Below are 18,726 nucleotides of genomic sequence, written 5' to 3'. Positions count from 1 at the left end.
AATCACCTGGCATGAGCGACACCGCGATCGACCTCGAGTCGGAGCAATACGAGAAACACCGCGAAGCCGGCGAGATTCTTGCACAGGTTCGCGAAGAGACCGTCGACCGCGTCGACGTCGGCGTGAGCCACCTCGAAATCGCCGAGTACGCCGAAGATCGGATCCGTGAACTCGGCGGGAACCCCGCCTTCCCGGTGAACATCTCGATCGACGAGGAGGCCGCCCACCGGACGCCATCGATCGACGACGAGTCGACGTTTGGCGAGGAGATGATCAACCTCGACATCGGCGTCCACATCGACGGCTGGCTCGCCGACACCGCAATCACGGTCGATCTCTCCGGGAACCCTGAGCTCGTCGAGGCATCCGAGGAGGCCCTGGAGACGGCGATCGACATGATCGAACCGGGCGTCGACACCGGTGACATTGGCGCGGAAATCGAGAGCGTCATCGACGGCTACGGCTACAACCCCGTCGTCAACCTCACCGGCCACGGCCTGGGCCACTGGGAACAACACACCAGTCCGAACATCCCGAACCGGGCGGTCTCCCAGGGGACGACCCTCGAGGTCGGCGACGTCGTCGCTATCGAACCGTTCGCAACCGACGGCGGCGGGAAGGTCACTGAGGGAACGAGCGAGGAGATCTTCTCCCTCGAGCGGGAGGCCGCCGTCCGCAACCGGCAAGCCCGAGAGGCACTCGAGCAGATAACGGAAGAGTTCCGCACGCTCCCGTTCGCAACCCGCTGGCTCGAGACCGACCGTCCCGAGATGGCGCTACGCCGACTGAAACGCCAAAACGTAGTTCACGGCTACCCGGTACTCAAAGAGGACGAAGGGTGTCTGGTCAGCCAGAAAGAACACACGCTCATCATCACCGAGGACGGGTGTGACGTGACGACTCGAGCCTGATCGACCGCGCCACCAACTCGAGAGCTATTGCTGCTGCGTGTGATGGTCGGTATCGGCGACGTACCTTCCCCGTCGCGAAAATCGAGAAAACCCTACGGATCGGTGGTGAGAGCGGGCAACGAGCGGGGACGTTGGTACCGTCTCAGGCGTTGTTCATCCGCTGGCTTGAGCGGTGCCCACAGCCCTGGCACTCGGTAACGCGGTACGGTTCGCGTGAGAACTGGGCGTTCTCCTTTTTCAAACTCTCGGTGCGGATCTGGACGTTCACCTCGTGGAGGGTCTCCAGGTTGCAGTTTTCACAGTGTTCGGTCATCCCGTTAAATGAGTTGTCTGTCGTTGCCATTGAGAGATTACTTACGTTAGGAGGCTATTAAACCCGCGCTTCATTTCGAGTTGTGAGTTGTGAAAAACGCAAGATGGGGTGGTAATACACCCGATAGACCTCTCAGAGAGTTTTAGATAGTTCATAACCTCATATAAGAAATTATTTCACTATATCTGTAATGAAGTGACAATAGAATAAGTTTGGATTACCGCGAGACGGCGTGGTGAAGGGTATCACGTGGCAATAACGGTTCCGACCCACTCGAGCGGACGTTCGTACGCTGTCGTCGTCCCGATGCTTCTATGTCGCCGTCTCGAGTGGATCCGATTATGAAACAGGTGTTCGCGCCGTGGCGCATCGAGTGGATTCGACGCGAGGACAAAAATCCCGACGTCGACGAGTGCGTGTTCTGTGAGCTTCCCGAGTGGCCCGAGGAGCGCGAGAACCTGCTCGTCGCCCGAAGCCTACACGCGTTCGTCCTGTTGAACAACGCGCCGTACAATCCGGGACACGTGATGGTGATCCCGCACGCACACACGGGCGAGTACACCGACCTCACCAACGAGCAACTGCTCGATCACGCCCGCCTCAAACAGCGCACGTTCGACGCGCTCGAGGCTGGGCTCTCGCCGGATGGATTCAACACCGGGCTGAACCTCGGCGAGGGCGCTGGTGGCTCGATCGACGATCACCTCCACACCCACGTCGTCCCACGCTGGGAGGGCGACACGAACTTCATGCCGGTGCTCAGCGAGACGACGGTGATCGTCGAAGCGCTCGAGGACACCTACGACCTGCTGCACGAGGCGTTCGCCGCACAGGACGGGGCGATCGTTCCGGACGAAGATAGCGCCGTCAGGTTCAGGTTCGACGGCGAGTGAGCGCATCCATCGACTGTCGGCCCTGGCAGGCGATAAAAAGCGAGTTAGAACGGCTCGGCGAACGCGTACACTGTGTTCGCGCTCGTCACCTCGAGGTCGACGAAGTCACCGGGCACGAGGTCGTATTCGCTGGCGTGCTGGACGATGAGCTGTCGATAGGCCTCGTCCCGACACTTCACGGAGTCGCCGGTGCCCTCCTCGACGACCAGGACGTTTTCCCGGGTTTCGCCGACCATCTCCTCGTAGGCCGCCCCGACAATCTCCATCTTGAGTTCGGACATGGCCTTCGAGCGTTCCTTCTTGATCGTCCCGCCCAGCCCCTTCATCCCGGCGGCGTCGGTGCCGGGTCGCTTCGAGAACCGGGTGACGTTGATCTTCTCCGGTCGCGTTTCGCGCAGGAGGGCCATCGACTGCTCGTGATCATGGTCGGTTTCGGTCGGGAAGCCGACGATGAAGTCGGTCGACAGCGTCCAGTACTCGAGGGATGCGTCGAACGTCTCGACGATCTCGAGGTATTCACGAACCTGGTGTTGCCGGCGCATGTCACCGAGGACGTCGTCACTCCCGGACTGGACGGGGGCGTGCAAGAAGTTGTACAGTTCGTCGTTTTCGACGAACACCGCGGCGAGTTCCTCGCGGATGCCGTGGACACCCTTCGGGTTCGCCATGCCCACGCGGACACGGAAGTCGCCCTCGATGGCGCAGATTCGCTCGAGGAGTTCGTGGAGCTTGCGTTCGCCCGTATCCCAGCCGTAGACGCCGGTGTCCTGGCCGGTGATTCGGATCTCTTTCGCTCCGGCGTGAACGAGCGCGCGCGCTTTCTCGACGTTCTCCTCGACCGGCGGTGACTCTATCTTGCCCGTCGCCTGCTTGGTGATGCAGTACGAACAGTCGGACATACAGCCACGAGCGATCGGGAGAATGCCGACGACGCCGTCCAGGATCGGTTCGGCGTCGGGGGTCGTCGTCGGACACTCGCCGTTTGTGATCGCCGTCGGTACCTCGTCCCAGTGGAGTACCTCGGCGTCGACGCCCGCGAACTCCTCGCCCTGGGCGAGCGCCATGCAGCCCGTGACGAACAGGTCGGCAGTCTCCTCGCTGAGTTCTGCCGCGCGCTCGAGCATGTTTCGCTCGGTCTTCTCGACGACGGTACAGGTGTTCAAGATTGCCACGTCGGCGGCCCTGGGACCGTCGACGCGATAGTGACCCGCATCGCGAAGCCGTCGCTCGATCTCGCGGCTCTCGCCGCGATTCGACGTACAGCCGTACGTTTCGATGTGATAGCGGGCCATTCGTCTGGTACCGTCTGGGGCGTCCGCGGTCAAAAGCCCGACGGATTGCTGCGGCCTGTGAACGCCCCATCTTGCTAGCTCGTCCCACGTTCACCGCCGGAACCATGCGAGGTGACAGCACGACCCTACAGAAAGTATTATACTTCCAAGATTTCATATTCCAGTGTATGAATCGTGGGAAACAAATTGGTGCCCTCCTTCTGGCGCTCCTGCTCGTCGCGAGCCTGGGTGCAACGGCGATGGCGGCCGGATCGTCTTCGCTCGCGTCCACCCAAGAAGCCCCAGAGAACGTCGATGGTGCCGACGAAGCGGACGAAGTGTACGTAACCGAGGACGGTGACGCCGTCCTCGTCTACGAGGAAACGAGCGACGACCCCGAGGCGCAAGCAGTCGCCGGGTCGTTCGGACTCGAGACCCAGACCGGACTGATGCACGTCCTCTACAACGCTAACTTTAGCGAGATGGACGAGGACGCCCAGGACGAACTCGGGATGACCGGCGACATGTCGATGTACATGACGCCGGAAACGGTCGCCAGTTCGGCCGATCTGACGTTCACCGACACCGAGGATCTCGAGGAATTCGAGGCCAGCGTCGACCTTGAGCAGTCGTCGACGAACTATCACTCCGACATCGACTTCGCGATGACTGTCGTCGAGGATAACTGGGTCGAGGACGAACAGTGGGTCGAGTTCGAAGCAACCACCGAGACCACCGCCACGACGTTCAGTTCCACCGGCATGATGACGATGGAGATGGGTGCTGAACCCGGACCGACTAACGACGAGGCAATCGACCTCACGCTCACCCAGGATGGCGACCAGTACGACCTGTCCGTGAGCGAGATCCGATCGGTTCCGTCCTACGCGGAAGGGAACTGGGAGAGTGAAGCGGACGCCCGAACCACCCTCGAGAACGAGTACCGGGGCGTCGCCATGGGTCTCGGTGGCCAGGCTGACGTGACCCTCGAATCCTACGCCTACAGCGGGGACATGGTCGAACTCGAGTACACGGTAGAGTTCACCGGGATCAACGACCAGCTGAGCGAGATGATCGCGATGAACCTCCAGCAGGATCCGGAGTTCGACTTCGATGAGACCGAAGCACGCGCGATCGCTGACCGACTCGTCGCCCTCGAAATCGATGAGATGCACGTCTCGGTTCAGCCAGATGGGTCGCAGGTGACCGTCGACTGGAACGTCGAGCTCGACAACTACGACGAGGTCGTTCTAGGCGTCGTCGAGGTCGCCGAATCGATCGACGACGTCGACGACGAGATGGCCGACCAGTTCGACGAAGTGCGGGCGATGCTCGAAGCCCAGCAAGCGTCGGATCTCGTCCAGACGAACGAGATCGAGTTCTACACGAGCGAGACGCCCGACCAGACGACCCTCGAGTTCAGCATGACTTCTGACGCCGAGAACTGGGCTGACTACGTCTCCGAACTCGAAGACCGCGGCGTCGAGCAGTTCGCCGCCGAGACCGAGTTGACCTTCGACGCGGAAACCGTTGGCGACGAACTCCACGTCACCTACGACTTCGAGTCCACCGAGGACGCGATGCTCGAGCAAGTCCTCGACGAGTACGAGACAGCCATCGAAAACGATCCGATGATCGACGACGAGGTGCTCGAAGCGATTCAGAGCTTCCGCGAAGCCGAGTTCGAAATCGCACGAGCGACCATGTCCGTGACCGAAGAAGAAGCAGAGTTCGAGGCGGCGATGGCGTTCGAAGACATGACCGAACTCGAAGGTGTTCCCTTCGAGGTCGACGACGAACTGACCGTGTCGGCCGTCCACGCCGAAACCGAAGACGGAACCACGACGTTCTACATCACTGCCGAGGGCTACGTCGGTGCGAACGCAGACGAGTCCGAAGTGCGTGAGAAACGTCACGTCGGCGAGGACACGGACGTCCACCTGCCCGGCGAGTGGGATCGTGAGTTCCCATCGATCGACGAAGACGAGGTGCGCTCCTATCTCGAGGATGCGACCGGGGATGACTCCTCCCTGCTGCCTGTCGATACGACGACTGCCCTCATCGGCGTCGCCGTGGTCGGTGGCCTGTTCGTGGCGTACCGAAAGTTCTACTGACGACCATACGCGGTCGGTTTTTTGACGAGTAACGCGACGGACAGCGGTTGCTCTGTGGTGTGGAACTTCGAAATCAGGGGTGGCATTCACCACCTGGTGGGCTACTGCTATCACGTTCGTCGACAAGTGGCCAGTAAAGGTGATGGGCTCGAGATCAGTCTGAACTACAGTATGTGGAGCATAATACTATAGTTTCCGAACCAAAATGTGTCCTATTTTGAAGCTTTTGGGCGGACGCGGCCCAGTATAAAGACGAGTTCGCCGTGAAGTCAGTCACTGCAACGATAACGCGCGAAGACGCCACACTCACTCGAGCACCGACCGGAATCGCACCGTCTCCGTGAGTGTATCGAGAATGGCTACCGTCCGGTGTTCGTCGGGTACCGTCGGGAAGTGAGCACCCGGGTTGACGATCGTCGCTCGACCCGATTCGCGGTGCTCCCGTTCGTGGTGATGCCCGTAACAGACGAGATCGTAGGTTTCTGAGGCAGCTACCGCGTCGACCGTCTCGAATGACTCGCCGTGGAGGGCGGCTATCGAGAGGCCATCGAACTCGAGGCTGGCGAAGCGGCCGTGGAGTTCGCTCTGGTTCCCCAGCGAATCGAAGGCCGCCGCGAGCCCCAGCACTTCGCCGTCGTTGTTTCCCAGGACGCCGTGCAGTTCGAAACCCTCGAACGGAGCGAGCGCGGGCGGGGCGACGAAGTCCCCACAGTGGACGATCACGTCGACGCCCTCCTGTTCGAAGATGTCGGTTGCCCGGTCGATAGCCTCGAGGTTGTCGTGTGTATCGGCGACGAGTCCGACGTGCATACTCGAGGTGGCTGTCGGCACGTACAAGAACGTTTGTACGAGTGTGGGGCGGGTTCAGAAACCACCGCACGTACTCGGATCGCGGTGCAACCACGACGAAAGCTCCCGGCACGCTCGACTCAGGGAATCGATCGTGCCAGCCCCTTTCATTCCCGCCCACAGTGGCTGTTCGGGCAGCCGACACGGATGGAATGAAAGCGGGAGGTGTTCGTGGGGTTAGATCGGTTGCAGTTCGGCCTTCGTGTACGTTGAACACCACCGAGGGGATGTAACACTCAGGTGCCACCGAGCAGCATTACGACGATCAGCACCGTCGCGACGCCGACTACGGTCGTGACGAACACGTTCAGGGAGGCGAACTGCTCGTCACCGCCGAGTTCGCTCGAGAAGACGTACGTCGAGACGGCCGTCGGCATCGCCAGCATGACCACGGCGGCGGTGAACGTGTCGTCGTCGACCGCCAGTGCGGAGAAGACGAGCCACGCGATGGCGGGCATTGCGGCGACTTTGACGGCGGTAACCGCGCCAGTTGCGACGGGGTCGACGTCCGGGAGATCGATCTCGAGGGATGCCCCCACACAGAGCAAGGCGAGCGGCAGGGCAAGTGCGGCGAGAGCGTCGAGACAGACGACGACCGTTCCCGGGATGGGGACGGCGATCGACCCGACGAGCGCGCCGGCCACCAGCGCCAACAGAATTGGGTTCGTCGCCAGCCGCGACAGTTGGTAACGCAGGTCGGTGTCAGCGCCGTTAAGCGCCACGAGGAGAACGATCGTCAACGGGATCTGGATCAGGGACGCGATGCCGAGAACCACGATAGCGATGGCCGTGACGTTCGCGTCGAACGTCGCCGCGACGAGCGGAACCCCGAGATACGCCAGATTGGTGTGATAGGACTGGATGATGGCGACGCCCCGGCGCTCGTCCGTGGTACGGTTCCGATGGACGAGCCAGGCGAGAATCGCCGTCGAGAGCAAAACGAGAAGCACGCCTGCGAACAGCGCCGGCGACACCAGCGAGCCGATCGCCTGATCGTACGTTGCGACGAAAATCAGTGCCGGGAGCGCTCCGTAGTAGGCGACCGCGTTCAGCCGCTCCGTTCGGGTCGCGTTCAAGACACCGATCGTTCGCAATCCGGTTCCGGCGAGCAACACCGCAAGCAGTGCCAACAGCCGGAACGCCACCTCCATAGCAACCACCAGAGGACTCGAGCATTTGACCGTTCTGATCGGGGTAAACGGTACCGGCGACCGACGCTAGAGCGAGCATCGGGGACGTTCCAAGAGCAAAGAGGCGACGCTCGAGCACCCAGGAGAAGGATGCCCCCCGACGGCCAGCCCAACGGACAAGGCTTTAACCGCATCGTCGCCTATCAAGGGACAAATGGTACTCGACGATCTCGGGAGCTCCCTCCGGGGCACCCTCGACAAACTCCGCGGCAAATCCCGTATCTCCGAGGAGGACGTCGAGGAGGTCGTCAAGGAGATCCAGCGCTCGCTGCTCTCGGCCGACGTTGACGTCTCCCTGGTGATGGAGCTCTCGGACAACATCAAGACGCGCTCACTCGAGGAAGAGCCACCCGCCGGCACGCCGGCACGCGACTTCGTCCTCCGTATCGTCTACGAAGAACTCGTCGGCCTCATCGGGGAGTCGACCGAACTACCACTCGAAGAGCAGACGATCCTGCTGGCCGGCCTCCAGGGGTCGGGGAAGACGACCACGTCCGCGAAGATGGCGTGGTGGTTCTCGACGAAGGGGCTGCGTCCGGCTGTGATCCAGACGGACACGTTCCGCCCCGGTGCCTACGACCAGGCAAAGGAGATGTGCCGCCGTGCGGAGGTCGACTTCTACGGCGACCCCGACGCCGACGACCCCGTCCAGATCGCCCGCGACGGCCTTGAAGCGACGAGCGAGGCCGACGTCCACATCGTGGACACCGCCGGTCGCCACGCCCTCGAGGACGACCTGATCGACGAGATCGAGGACATCGAGGACGTCGTCGATCCCGACGTCGGATTGCTCGTCCTCGACGCGGCGATTGGGCAGGGCGCGAAAGACCAGGCTCAACAGTTCGACGAGTCGGTCGGCATCGACGGCGTCGTCATCACGAAACTTGACGGGACGGCGAAGGGTGGGGGTGCCCTGACTGCCGTCGATCAGACCGACTCCTCGATCGCGTTCCTCGGTACCGGTGAGGAGGTTCAGGACATCGAACGCTTCGAGCCCAACGGCTTCATCTCCCGACTGCTCGGGATGGGTGACCTGGGTCAGCTCGCCGAACGCGTCGAGCGCGCGATGGAACAGACCGGCGAGGACGAAGACGACTGGGATCCGGAGAACATGCTCGAGGGGCAGTTCACGCTCAACGACATGCAAAAGCAGATGGAGGCGATGAACAACATGGGGCCGCTCGACCAGGTGCTCGACATGATCCCCGGCTTCGGCGGCGGAATCAAAGACCAGCTGCCCGACGACGCGATGGACGTCACCCAGGATCGGATGCACACGTTCTCGGTCATCATGGACTCGATGACTGACGCCGAAAAGGAGTATCCGCGCGCCATCGGCGCGAGTCAGATTCGGCGCATCGCCCGCGGATCGGGTACCTCCGAGGAGAGCGTCCGGGAACTCCTCCAGCAGTTCAAGATGATGGAGCGCACCATCAAGCAGTTCCAGGGGATGGGGTCGGACAAGGAGATGCAGCGGATGATGCAACAGATGCAACAGCAGGGCGGTGGCGGGATGGGCGGCGGCCCGTTCTGAGAGGCGCTCGTCTCCGAGATCGGTTCTGCAGACTAGTTCGCTCACGGTTTCGAGTTGCTCGACCCGAGAGTGGCCGCTTCTCGAGTTCGGTACTGACATGGTGGAGACACACTCCCCTCGAGAATCATCGAACGGTCGAGCAACGGCTACGGAGCGCTCCTGGGTGTACTGCGTCGACACAAAAACCGGAACGGACTCGAGTCGCCGTTTACGCGATCTTCTCGTACTGCTCTTCGAGCTTTTCGGCCGCCTCGCCGAGTTGTTCGCGCTCGTACGCCGAGAGCTCCCACTCGACGATTTCCTCGACGCCGTTGGCACCCAGCTTGCAGGGGACGCCGAAGGCGGTGTCCTCGTGCCCGAACTCGCCCTCGAGTTTGACGCTCGCGGGCAGGACTTCGCCGGTGTCGCGGATGACGGCTTCGACCATGTGAGCGACGCCGGTCGCTGGCCCCCACTCGGTCGCGCCTTTCTTCTCGATGACGTTCATCGCCGAGGTCTGGAGTTCGGTCAGAATTTCGTCTTTCTCGTCGTCGGTGAACCCGAGATCCTCGCCGTTGACGCGAACCTTCGAGAACGCCGGTACCTGGGCATCGCCGTGTTCGCCCAGGATGGTCGCGTCGACGTTTCCGACCGGAGCGTCGTAGCGCTGGGAGAGGACGTACCGGAAGCGGGCGGAGTCGAGACGCCCGCCGAAGCCGATCACTTTCTCCCGGGAGCGGTCGCCGACCTCGTAGAGGTGGCGGTTGAGCAGGTCAACCGGGTTCGACGTCGTGATCGTCACGAAGTCGTCGTTGTACTCGGCGAGCGAGGAGCCGATATCCTCCATGATCGGCGCGTTGTCCCCCGCGAGGTCGATTCGAGTCTGTCCTGGCTGACGCGGGATGCCCGCGGTGATGACCACGACGTCAGACCCCTCGGTGGCCGAATAGTCGCCCTGGCGAACGACCGTGTTCGAATCGTAGGCAGCGCCGTGGTTGACGTCGGCTGCCTGGCCGATCGTGTCGTCTTCCATGTCCGGAATGTCCACGAAGACGAGTTCGTCCGCGATCCCCCGCAGTGCGATGTTGTAGCCCGCCGCGGCACCGACGGTGCCGGCCGCGCCGATCACGCTAACTTTCGTCATACCACGTGAAAATCCACCCGCCCTGGCGTTAAATCCGTCGAAAACGGCATGTTCGCGTGATGTGACGATGTGTTGAACGTCAATTGACGAATACCGCTCGAGAAAGCGGTAGCGATCGTAGCGGTCAGAGGCACAACGACGAATCGAGCGGGCGTAATCGATGGAGGTTGGAGATGACATACGCGCAGATATCAGTGACGACGATAGCAGCGAGCGTCGACAAACTCGCTCACCACGCGATTGAACCGTTCCGGTTCCTCGATGGTGAGACAGTGCCCACTTTCTTCGAACAATTCGACTCGAGCATCGGGGACGAGTTCGGCCGCGTACTCGACGGCCGGGACACTCCGCCACGTCTCGTCCGCACCGGCGCAGACGAGCGTCGGGACGTCGATATCGGGCAAGACTGCCCGGTAATCACAGACCAGTTCCAGGAGCATCGCACTCTTGATCGGTGGCGGCGTTCGAGACATTTCATCGTACATCATGATACGACGTTCTCGGGACGGTACGTCTTTGAGCAGGAGGTCGATCGTTTCGTCGATGACCGCCGCCTGATCGGACTGGATACGCCTGTTGAGTGCTTTGAGGCCGTCGACGCTGTAGGAACCATACTCGTAGTCGTCCCGTTCCATCGGGCACGGTTCCATATCGACGTCGACGAGACCGGAGACACGGTCGGTACCGAACTGATCGACGTATTCCCAGGAGACGATCGCTCCCAGCGACCAGCCGACGAGGACGACGTCCTCGAGCGAGAGCTGATCGAGAACGGCCTGGAGGTCTCGAGCGTACTGCGCCAGGGTGTGTCCGGTATCGGTCGGTTCGGATCTGCCGTGTCCACGAAAATCGAACGCAACGGTGTGATACTCGGTGGACAGCCCAGTCAGCTGCGATTCGAAGTACCGACACCCGGCCCACGCGCCGTGGAGGAAGACGATAGAGTGGCCCGATCCGTGCGCTTCGTAGTAAAGGTCGGCCCCGTTACACTGGATGATCGGCATGACAGAGAACGCACGCCTACCAGGGAGATAATCCTGTCACGGTGGCGGACACCCGCAGCATCCACATCCACCGAACGGCCTGGCGCTCCCTGGCCGGCGAAGTGTCTCGAGTCGAGCGGACTCCACCAACGGCGCTCGAGCGAATCGAATCCTCCTTGCCCCCTCGCGGTGCCACCTCGAGTATGCGCGTTAGCGTCATCGGCGGCGGCACGATCACGGACGAACAGCGTGAACGGGCAATGGCGGTTGGTCGTGAGTTGGGTCGCCGGAATCACACGGTCGTCTGTGGCGGCCGCGGCGGAACGATGGAAGCGGTATGCGAGGGAGCGAAAGCCGAAGGCGGGGAGACCATCGGGATCCTTCCCTCGAGCCAGCGCTCGGAGGCGAATCCGTACGTCGACGTGGCGATCGCCACGGGGCTCGGCCACGCCCGAAACGCGATGGTACCGCTCAATGGCGACGCCGTCATCGCACTCACGGGCGGGCCGGGAACGCTCACCGAGATCGGGTTCGCGTTGATCTACGGGCGACCGGTCGTCGGCCTCGAGACCCACGACGTGCCCGAGATCGAGGGCGTCGAGACGGCCGCCAGAGCCATCGATGCCGTCGAACGAGCCGTCAGCGACTGAAAGCGACCAGTGCCGTTGGTCTAACCGAGTCGACACCGCCTTCACCGCGTGCGATCTCACAGTATCCATGAGCGATGGTGCTGATAGCACACCGACCGAGACACCCACAGCAGACGGCAGCTACCGACTCGAGCCCACCGCACCGACTCCCGATGCGTTTCTCGCGCTCCGGAAGGCCGCCGGGATGGCCCCGCGGTCGCTCGAGGCGGTCGAACGCGGGTTGCCGAACTCGGTGTTCGCCGTCCACGTAATCCACGAGCCGACAGGTGACATCGTCGGCATGGGTCGTATCGTCGGCGACGACGGTGCAGTCTACCACATTTCGGATATGGCAGTCCACCCCGACCACCAGGGGACAGGACTGGGAACGCGGATCATGGAAAGCCTGTGGGCGTACATCGAGGAGACCGCCCCCGAGACTGCCTACGTGAACCTGATCGCCGACGTCGACGGCTTCTACGAGCGATTCGGGTTCGAAGAGACCCGGCCCGCCTCGAAAGGGATGTATCACCGGGTGGAGTGATGCGGGGTGCGTGGGTGGGAGTTCGGTCGATCGTGACACTGTTTAGATAGATCCGAGACCACCTCGCGATAAAAACGACGACGATGGGGCGCAGCTTTTTCGACATCGGAGCGCAATAGACCCGATATGAGCGATTTCGACAAGGAAGCCGAACGCGAAAAGCTTCGGAAGAAGTACGAGCGCGATCAGCAAGACCGCGAGGCGACCCAGCGGATGAGTGACCTCCTGTTGAAGGGGGCGACGATGACGAACACACACTGTGACGTCTGTGGCGATCCACTCTTCCGTCAGCAGGGGACGACGTTCTGTCCGAGCTGTCACGGGGGGCCGGAGGGCGTCGAGGCCTCCGTTGGTGACCAACAACGGGAAGCAAGTGACCAGCAATCCACCGAGACGGCAGTTTCCGACGCAAGCGAGCGGAGCAACGACGGTGGGACAGGTGCTGCAGACACCACCGCTCCAGCCGACTCGACAATTGGTGGTTCCGATGGACGTACCGACGTGACAGCCCCCGAATCGGGGCGAGTGGAACGCGCCAGTCCCGAACACCAGGCAACATCGTCGCCGACAGCGTCACCATCACCAGCGGCCGGGGAACGATCACCACAGTATCCGACACCACACGGAACGAGTGCATCCCCGCCAGTCGACGGCGACCTCGAGACCGCCACCGACGCACTCGTGGCCGCCCTCGAGCGCTTTGCGGCGGCGGCAGCCGAGGCCGACGATCCGCGGTACGCGAAGGAGTGTCTCGAGGCGGCCCACGAGGCAGCGGAGACGCTGGGGACGCTACGCCAGTAGCACGTCCCAGACGCACTTTTCGAGGGACTTCGAGACCCCTGACAGCCCTCGTGATTCGGGAGTGGTCGAATCCGCCGAGCGGCCGCCACGCCAGAACATACAACTCACACTCCCGCGTTGCCTCCAGTTATGACTACGCCAAAGCCAGCAGTTATCGCCCACCGTGGATTCGCCGGAGTATATCCCGAGAACACGCTCACCGCGTTCCGCTCGAGCGCCAGCCAATCCGAAACGACCATGATCGAACTCGACGTCCAGCCCGCCGCCTGCGGGACGCCGGTGGTCTTTCACGACAATCGTCTCGAGGGAACCCGTGACGGGCAGCCGATTACGGACGGCGAAGGGGTGCTCTGGGAGACGTCACTCGAGACGCTCTCGAAGACGCGCGTGCTCGCCACAGAGGAGTCGGTGCCGACGCTCGAGGCGGTGTTCGATGCCCTCCCCTCGAGTATAGGGGTCAACGTAGAACTCAAAAACCCGGGCTCGTCGTCGATTCAGCCGGGCGTCAACCTCGAGGAAGCCGCCAGGGACGACCAGCGCGCGCTGTGGGAGCCGTTCGTCGAGCGGGTCGTCGCCGACTGCGACCGATTCGACGGCGAGGTGATATTCTCGTCGTTCTGTGAGGGGGCGCTGGCAGCGGCCAGAAACGTCGCCCACGAATACCCGGCGGCTACGCTCGTCTGGGGTGATCTCGAAGCCGGGGTCGAGATCGCCCGACGATACGACTGTGAAGCGATCAATCTGCCGCGAAACGCGATCACGGGAACAGGGCTAGCAGGTCAATCGTACGCTGGGTTGGGCGATGACGAGCCGTCGATCGACGTCCTCGAGATCGCCCACGGCGAGGGTCGGCTCGTGAACGTCTGGACGATCGACACCTGGGTGCAGTTCGAACAGCTACGGGTGGCCGGCGTCGACGGGATCATCGTCGACTATCCCGGCCTCGATGCCGGAGGCAGTGACTCGAGTCTCGACTCGTGAACCGTTCAGTATAATTCCGGGTGGGAGACTACCGCTCTCGAGACGGTCTTCGTCCCAGTGGCTACTCGAGCCCAAGCATCGCCTCGAGGTCGTCGTAGTCGGGGAACTCAGGCCACTCGGTAGCGACCCACGCGGCCTCGACGCGTCGATCCGAGTCGATCGTAAAGAAGGCGAGTCTGGGTTCGGCGATGCCGGCCATGTCGTCGAGGTCGTGAGCGATCCCGTATTTCTCGGCGACCCCGTTCGCCGGATCCGCAACGATCTCGAACGGGAGATCACGTTCCTCGAGGAAACCCGATATCGAATAGGGCGTCGACGCCGTGACGCCGACGATACGGACGCCCCGCTCGTCCCAGCCGCGTTCGGCGAGTTCGTCCCAGACGTACTGGCAGACAAACGAGCCGATCATCGGAGTGAACACTACCACGACGCGCTCGTCGTCCTCGAGCAGCGACGTCAGCGCCCGATCAGCCCAGAACTCCCGGGAGACGAGCGGTCGGGTGAAGTCGGGAGCCTCCTCGCCGACGTCGGGGTTCGCTGGTGGCTCGAGTTCGACCACGTCGAAGTCGGGCATCAGGCATCGCCTCCGTCCGTGGTCGGGTCATCTTCGTCCGTCCGCAGATCATCGCCGTCCGTCCGCGAGCCGTCGCCATAGGTCGCATCCAGGTAGTCGACGATGTTCGCGCTTTCAGCCATCGTCGCGCCGGTTTCCTCGTCGACGAGGACGGGAACGGTTCGGACACCAGCGACCCGTTTGACGACGTCTCGCTTCGAGTGCAGCGGTTCGACGAATCGTGATCGATACTCGAGATCGTACTCCTGCAGGCGTCGAGCGACGCGTTCGCAGTAGGGACAGGCCTGTAGTCGGTACAGGGTTCGCGGTGGGTCTGTGGACGTGGCCATGCCAGCCATTGGGAGAGGAGCCCGAAAACGGTATCGTCGGCGGCGATCCGGGACGAAAAGGGCAAAGGGTTAATCAGTCGCGTGAGAAAGGTCAGGGAGTCAATGCCGTATTCGTTGTTCGAGGCCGTGGTGCTCGCGTACGAGGTGCCACTCGTTGGCGGGGAAATCGATGAGTCGACAGTGACGCTTCTCGGTGCACTGGCAGTCGTTATTCTCATCGGATTGTCCGGGTTTTTCTCCTCGTCCGAGATCGCGATGTTCTCACTACCGAAACACCGCGTCGAGGGAATGGTCGAGGAGGAAGTTCCCGGTGCCGACCGCGTGAAAGCGCTCAAGGACGACCCACATCGGTTGCTGGTGACGATTCTCGTCGGGAACAACATCGTCAACATCGCTATGTCTTCGATCGCGACGGCCGTCATCTCGATCCACCTCGGCGGCCTGTACGGCGTCATCTTCGCGACGTTGGGCATTACGGCCATCGTATTACTGTTCGGCGAGAGCGCGCCCAAATCCTACGCCGTCGAGAATACCGAAACCTGGTCGGTTCGGATCGCCAAACCGCTGAAGGCAACCGAGTACCTGCTGTACCCGCTGGTCGTCCTCTTCGATTACCTCACCCGCCTGGTCAACCAAGTTACTGGCTCGACCGGCGCCATCGAGACACCCTACGTGACCCGGGACGAGATCCAGGAGATGATCGAATCAGGCGAACGCGAGGGCGTCCTCGAGGAGGAAGAACACGAGATGTTGACCCGGATCTTCCGGTTCAACCAGACCATCGTCAAGGAGGTGATGACCCCCCGACTCGACATGACGGCGGTGCCGCGAGAGGCAGGGATCGACGAGGCGATCGAAACGAGCATCCAGAGCGGACACGCCCGAATTCCGGTGTACGAAGGAAGTCTCGACAACATCCAGGGCGTCGTCCACATTCGCGACCTCGTTCGCGACCTCAACTACGGCGAGTCGACCGATCTGAAAATGGACGATGTCCTCCGGCCGACGTTGCACGTGCCTGAATCGAAAAACGTCGACGAGTTGCTCCGGGAGATGCGCGAAAACCGGACGCACATGGCCATCGTCATCGACGAATTCGGAACGACCGAGGGGCTGGTCACCATGGAGGATCTGGTCGAGGAGATCGTCGGCGAAATTCTCGAGGGCGGCGAGGAAGAGCCAATCGAGTACCTCGACGACTTCACCGTCATCGTGCGCGGCGAAGTCAACATCGAGGACGTCAACGAAGCCCTCGACATCGAGTTGCCCGAAGGCGAGGAGTTCGAGACCATTGCCGGCTTCATCTTCAACCGCGCCGGACGGCTGGTCGAGGAGGGTGAAGAGATGCACTACGAAGAAGACGGCGTCGACATCACGGTCGAAGAGGTCGAGAACACCCGGATCATGAAAGCCAGACTCGAGAAGGCGCCAACCGAGGACGAGGACGACCTCGAGAACGGAGACGAGAGCGACGAGGGCGGCGAGAACGACAACGGAAACGACGACGGGTGAACCGGAAACAGGTGAGCACCGTTCGAGCACGCCTGGCTGTTTCGGCGACGAATCTATGCTCGACGTTCCACCCCTGTAACCGTGTCACCGCATACCTACATCTGCGACGACGTGGAAACGACCCCTTCTAGCTCCCGAGCCACGGGGAGGGGAACGACCAGTCGACGCGGCCCTGGCACGTACTGGCCATCCGGCTGGGCGTACTCGAGGCTGACGATGGCCGTCTCGCCGATTGCACGGACGGACACGGCCTCGAGATGCTCGAGGGCGATTCGCTCCTCGGGGTCGAAGAGGTAGAGGGCACCGTCGTCTTCGTCGATCGTACCGACGGAGCTCAGGAACGAAGCGAGGACGAGCGCGAGCAATGCGAGTGGGATCGAGAGCGCAGCGACGAACGTGAACGGGCCGGCACCGACGGCGAGCAAATCACCCTGTGAGACGACCCGTGCGGCACCGATCAATCCCCCGAGGATGGCCATCATGACGACGGTGCCGACGGCGGCGTCGACCGCCCGCTGGAGAGCTCCCTCACCAGGTGACGGGAGCGAGAGACGGGAGGCAAGACCACGAAGGTGTGCACCGGGATGGCGACTCACGCCGAGTGCGAGAATCGTTACGGTGACGCCGAGTGTCACACCGACTACCAGCACCTGCCAGGTGGTGAGCGTGAGTGATACCCCCTCGATGACCGTGATCGAGAGCACCTGCGTGCCGGCCTGGCCAGTCAACATGAACAGCCGCCAGAAAACGATGATCGTAATGGTCGCGAAAAACGTCCCGACGCCGAGCGACCAGAGCGTCCGAACCGTCCGGGAGGTACTCGTATCCCGTCGCCACTGGATCCGCTGGGCCTCTGCCATACTCGTGCTCGCTTCTGTGACGATAAAGACTGTTCGATCTCCCGGTCTCGACTCCGGCAGACGGGTTCGAACCGTCATCACAGCAACAGCCAACTCACGAGCAGATAGCCAGTGTACGACAGGACGACCGAACCTGCGAGCGACCCGACCCACGCGAGAACGGTGTAGCCCATCTTCCGGGCACTCACGCCGCCGCCAGTCGAGGCAGCGTATCCGCTGCCGATGATCGAACTCACGATGATTTCGTTGAACGAGACCGGAATTCCGTAGAAGACGGCTACCTGGGCGATGGCGAACGACGGGATCAACGCAGCGATCGAGCGTCTCGGGCCGAGCGAGGAATAATCCTGAGCGATCGCTTTGATCATCCGTGGCGCACCGGTCCAGGAGCCAAGGAGCAAGCCGAAGCCACCACCGACGAGCAACGCGAGTAGCGGAATCTCGAGGTCGCCGGATAACGGGATGAGCGGGCCGATGGCGAGTCCGACTTGACTGCCACCAGCCGAGAAGGCGACCAGTCCGCCGAGAACGAGCAGAAAGTGACGTTCGCCGCGTTCGACGTCCGCTCGCGTGTCGAACCAGAAGACGAGCCCCCAGAGGGTAGCCAGCAGTGCCGTGATAGCGACGATGCCGACCAACAGGGAGCCGGGGAGTTCGCGAGCGGCGGCGACGGCGATCGATGCGCCGCCGTTGGATCCGAGGACGGCGAACTCGATGTTCGCGACGATGACGCCGACGAGCGCCGCGAGTCCAACGATGAGCACACGTTCGGAGAACAGCTCCTCACGGAGGATTCTGGCAATAGCGTAGGCGCTCCCGCCGCCGACGAACGGCGTGAGAATCCAGAGGGCTCCGATCTCCTGGTACTTCGCCCAGGCCGGGTCACCACCCATCGCGAGGCCGACGCCGATCACCGAGCCCGTCACAGTAAACGCGGTCGCGATCGGGTAGCCAGCGAAGACGCCGATTGCGACCAGGACGGCTGCGATCGTCAGTCCGAGCGTTGCCGCAACCGGTGAGAGGACGACACCGTCTATCAGCTCCGTCCCGACCGCTTCGGAGACGTTCGCCCCCTGCAAGACGGCCCCCAAAAAGCCGAGCAGGCCGACCAGAAACCCTGCTCGCATCACCGAGATGGCGTTGGCCCCGACTGCCGGTGCGAAGGGGGTCGAACCGCTCGAGCCAGCGCCGATGGCCCAGGCCATAAAGAGGCTCGCGAGGGCGGCCAGCGCGAACGTCAGGATCGTGACGAGCTCGACCATTACCTACCGCCTCCCTTCTCGCGGCCGATACAAGTGTGTGCCGACCTGCAGTG

Annotated in this window: 19 protein-coding genes; 9 read left to right on the top strand and 10 right to left on the bottom strand. The window is 62.4% G+C overall.

Going from position 1 to position 18,726, the window contains the following annotated elements; translation table 11 throughout:
- The first annotated feature begins 11 nt into the window (after positions 1–11).
- Complete coding sequence (map, locus tag NGM68_RS04340) at positions 12–911, top strand: type II methionyl aminopeptidase (protein WP_252700423.1); 900 nt, start codon at positions 12–14, stop codon at positions 909–911.
- 142 nt (positions 912–1,053) lie between these two features.
- On the opposite strand, the gene NGM68_RS04335 is transcribed toward map, so the two are convergent.
- Complete coding sequence (locus tag NGM68_RS04335) at positions 1,054–1,254, bottom strand: DUF7835 family putative zinc beta-ribbon protein (RefSeq protein WP_252700422.1); 201 nt, start codon at positions 1,252–1,254, stop codon at positions 1,054–1,056.
- Positions 1,255–1,565: 311 nt separating this feature from the next.
- Between NGM68_RS04335 and NGM68_RS04330 the strand changes: the two genes are divergently transcribed.
- Positions 1,566–2,117: an HIT family protein gene (locus NGM68_RS04330; RefSeq protein WP_252700421.1), complete on the top strand. Its 552-nt coding sequence runs from the start codon at positions 1,566–1,568 to the stop codon at positions 2,115–2,117.
- A 44-nt stretch (positions 2,118–2,161) separates the two neighbouring features.
- On the opposite strand, the gene NGM68_RS04325 is transcribed toward NGM68_RS04330, so the two are convergent.
- A complete protein-coding gene (locus NGM68_RS04325; RefSeq protein ID WP_252700420.1) occupies positions 2,162–3,409 on the bottom strand; it encodes a tRNA (N(6)-L-threonylcarbamoyladenosine(37)-C(2))-methylthiotransferase in 1,248 nt (415 codons plus the stop codon).
- Between the two features lie 167 nt (positions 3,410–3,576).
- Between NGM68_RS04325 and NGM68_RS04320 the strand changes: the two genes are divergently transcribed.
- Positions 3,577–5,502 carry a hypothetical protein gene (locus NGM68_RS04320; RefSeq protein WP_252700419.1) on the top strand — a complete coding sequence of 642 codons (1,926 nt, stop codon included), beginning with the start codon at positions 3,577–3,579 and terminating at the stop codon, positions 5,500–5,502.
- A gap of 306 nt (positions 5,503–5,808) precedes the next feature.
- Here NGM68_RS04320 and NGM68_RS04315 read toward each other — a convergent pair whose 3' ends face one another.
- Positions 5,809–6,312: a metallophosphoesterase gene (locus NGM68_RS04315; protein ID WP_252700418.1), complete on the bottom strand. Its 504-nt coding sequence runs from the start codon at positions 6,310–6,312 to the stop codon at positions 5,809–5,811.
- A gap of 275 nt (positions 6,313–6,587) precedes the next feature.
- On the bottom strand, positions 6,588–7,502 hold the full coding sequence (locus NGM68_RS04310) for an AEC family transporter (RefSeq protein ID WP_252700417.1): 915 nt from the start codon (positions 7,500–7,502) through the stop codon (positions 6,588–6,590).
- A 193-nt stretch (positions 7,503–7,695) separates the two neighbouring features.
- On the opposite strand from NGM68_RS04310, the gene NGM68_RS04305 reads away from it, so the two are divergent.
- Positions 7,696–9,075 carry a signal recognition particle protein Srp54 gene (locus NGM68_RS04305; RefSeq protein WP_252700416.1) on the top strand — a complete coding sequence of 460 codons (1,380 nt, stop codon included), beginning with the start codon at positions 7,696–7,698 and terminating at the stop codon, positions 9,073–9,075.
- Positions 9,076–9,283: 208 nt separating this feature from the next.
- On the opposite strand, the gene mdh is transcribed toward NGM68_RS04305, so the two are convergent.
- A complete protein-coding gene (gene mdh / locus NGM68_RS04300) occupies positions 9,284–10,198 on the bottom strand; it encodes a malate dehydrogenase (RefSeq protein ID WP_252700415.1) in 915 nt (304 codons plus the stop codon).
- Positions 10,199–10,389: 191 nt separating this feature from the next.
- Complete coding sequence (locus NGM68_RS04295; RefSeq protein ID WP_252700414.1) at positions 10,390–11,202, bottom strand: alpha/beta fold hydrolase; 813 nt, start codon at positions 11,200–11,202, stop codon at positions 10,390–10,392.
- Positions 11,203–11,384: 182 nt separating this feature from the next.
- On the opposite strand from NGM68_RS04295, the gene NGM68_RS04290 reads away from it, so the two are divergent.
- From NGM68_RS04290 to NGM68_RS04275, 4 genes are all read left to right on the top strand, one after another.
- Positions 11,385–11,831, top strand: coding sequence for a TIGR00725 family protein (locus NGM68_RS04290; RefSeq protein ID WP_252701377.1), 447 nt, complete (start codon positions 11,385–11,387; stop codon positions 11,829–11,831).
- A 67-nt stretch (positions 11,832–11,898) separates the two neighbouring features.
- Complete coding sequence (locus tag NGM68_RS04285; protein ID WP_252700413.1) at positions 11,899–12,354, top strand: GNAT family N-acetyltransferase; 456 nt, start codon at positions 11,899–11,901, stop codon at positions 12,352–12,354.
- A 126-nt stretch (positions 12,355–12,480) separates the two neighbouring features.
- Positions 12,481–13,155 (top strand): Sjogren's syndrome/scleroderma autoantigen 1 family protein, encoded by a 675-nt coding sequence (locus tag NGM68_RS04280; protein ID WP_252700412.1) that lies wholly within the window; start codon positions 12,481–12,483, stop codon positions 13,153–13,155.
- 129 nt (positions 13,156–13,284) lie between these two features.
- Entirely contained in the window at positions 13,285–14,136 is an 852-nt protein-coding gene (locus tag NGM68_RS04275; RefSeq protein ID WP_252700411.1) for a glycerophosphodiester phosphodiesterase, read from the top strand.
- 61 nt (positions 14,137–14,197) lie between these two features.
- Here NGM68_RS04275 and NGM68_RS04270 read toward each other — a convergent pair whose 3' ends face one another.
- Positions 14,198–14,710 carry a redoxin domain-containing protein gene (locus tag NGM68_RS04270; RefSeq protein WP_252700410.1) on the bottom strand — a complete coding sequence of 171 codons (513 nt, stop codon included), beginning with the start codon at positions 14,708–14,710 and terminating at the stop codon, positions 14,198–14,200.
- Positions 14,710–15,039 carry a glutathione S-transferase N-terminal domain-containing protein gene (locus NGM68_RS04265; protein ID WP_252700409.1) on the bottom strand — a complete coding sequence of 110 codons (330 nt, stop codon included), beginning with the start codon at positions 15,037–15,039 and terminating at the stop codon, positions 14,710–14,712. Before NGM68_RS04265 ends, NGM68_RS04270 begins: the two co-directional genes overlap by 1 nt.
- Positions 15,040–15,141: 102 nt before the next feature.
- Here NGM68_RS04265 and NGM68_RS04260 point away from each other — a divergent pair, with 102 nt between their 5' ends.
- Positions 15,142–16,551, top strand: a complete 1,410-nt coding sequence (locus NGM68_RS04260) for a hemolysin family protein (RefSeq protein WP_252700408.1) — start codon at positions 15,142–15,144, stop codon at positions 16,549–16,551.
- 95 nt (positions 16,552–16,646) lie between these two features.
- On the opposite strand, the gene NGM68_RS04255 is transcribed toward NGM68_RS04260, so the two are convergent.
- Together NGM68_RS04255 and NGM68_RS04250 are read right to left on the bottom strand one after the other, a co-directional pair.
- The gene (locus NGM68_RS04255) at positions 16,647–17,411 is read right to left on the bottom strand and encodes a hypothetical protein (RefSeq protein ID WP_252700407.1); all 765 of its coding nucleotides are present in this window, start codon (positions 17,409–17,411) and stop codon (positions 16,647–16,649) included.
- A gap of 77 nt (positions 17,412–17,488) precedes the next feature.
- Positions 17,489–18,673, bottom strand: a complete 1,185-nt coding sequence (locus NGM68_RS04250) for an inorganic phosphate transporter (protein ID WP_252700406.1) — start codon at positions 18,671–18,673, stop codon at positions 17,489–17,491.
- Positions 18,674–18,726 lie beyond the last annotated feature (53 nt).

This window comes from Natronosalvus vescus (genome assembly GCF_023973145.1).
GTDB lineage: Archaea > Halobacteriota > Halobacteria > Halobacteriales > Natrialbaceae > Natronosalvus > Natronosalvus vescus.
The sequence above is the reverse complement of the archived record's forward strand: the minus strand, read 5'-3'. Positions and strand labels throughout refer to the sequence as shown.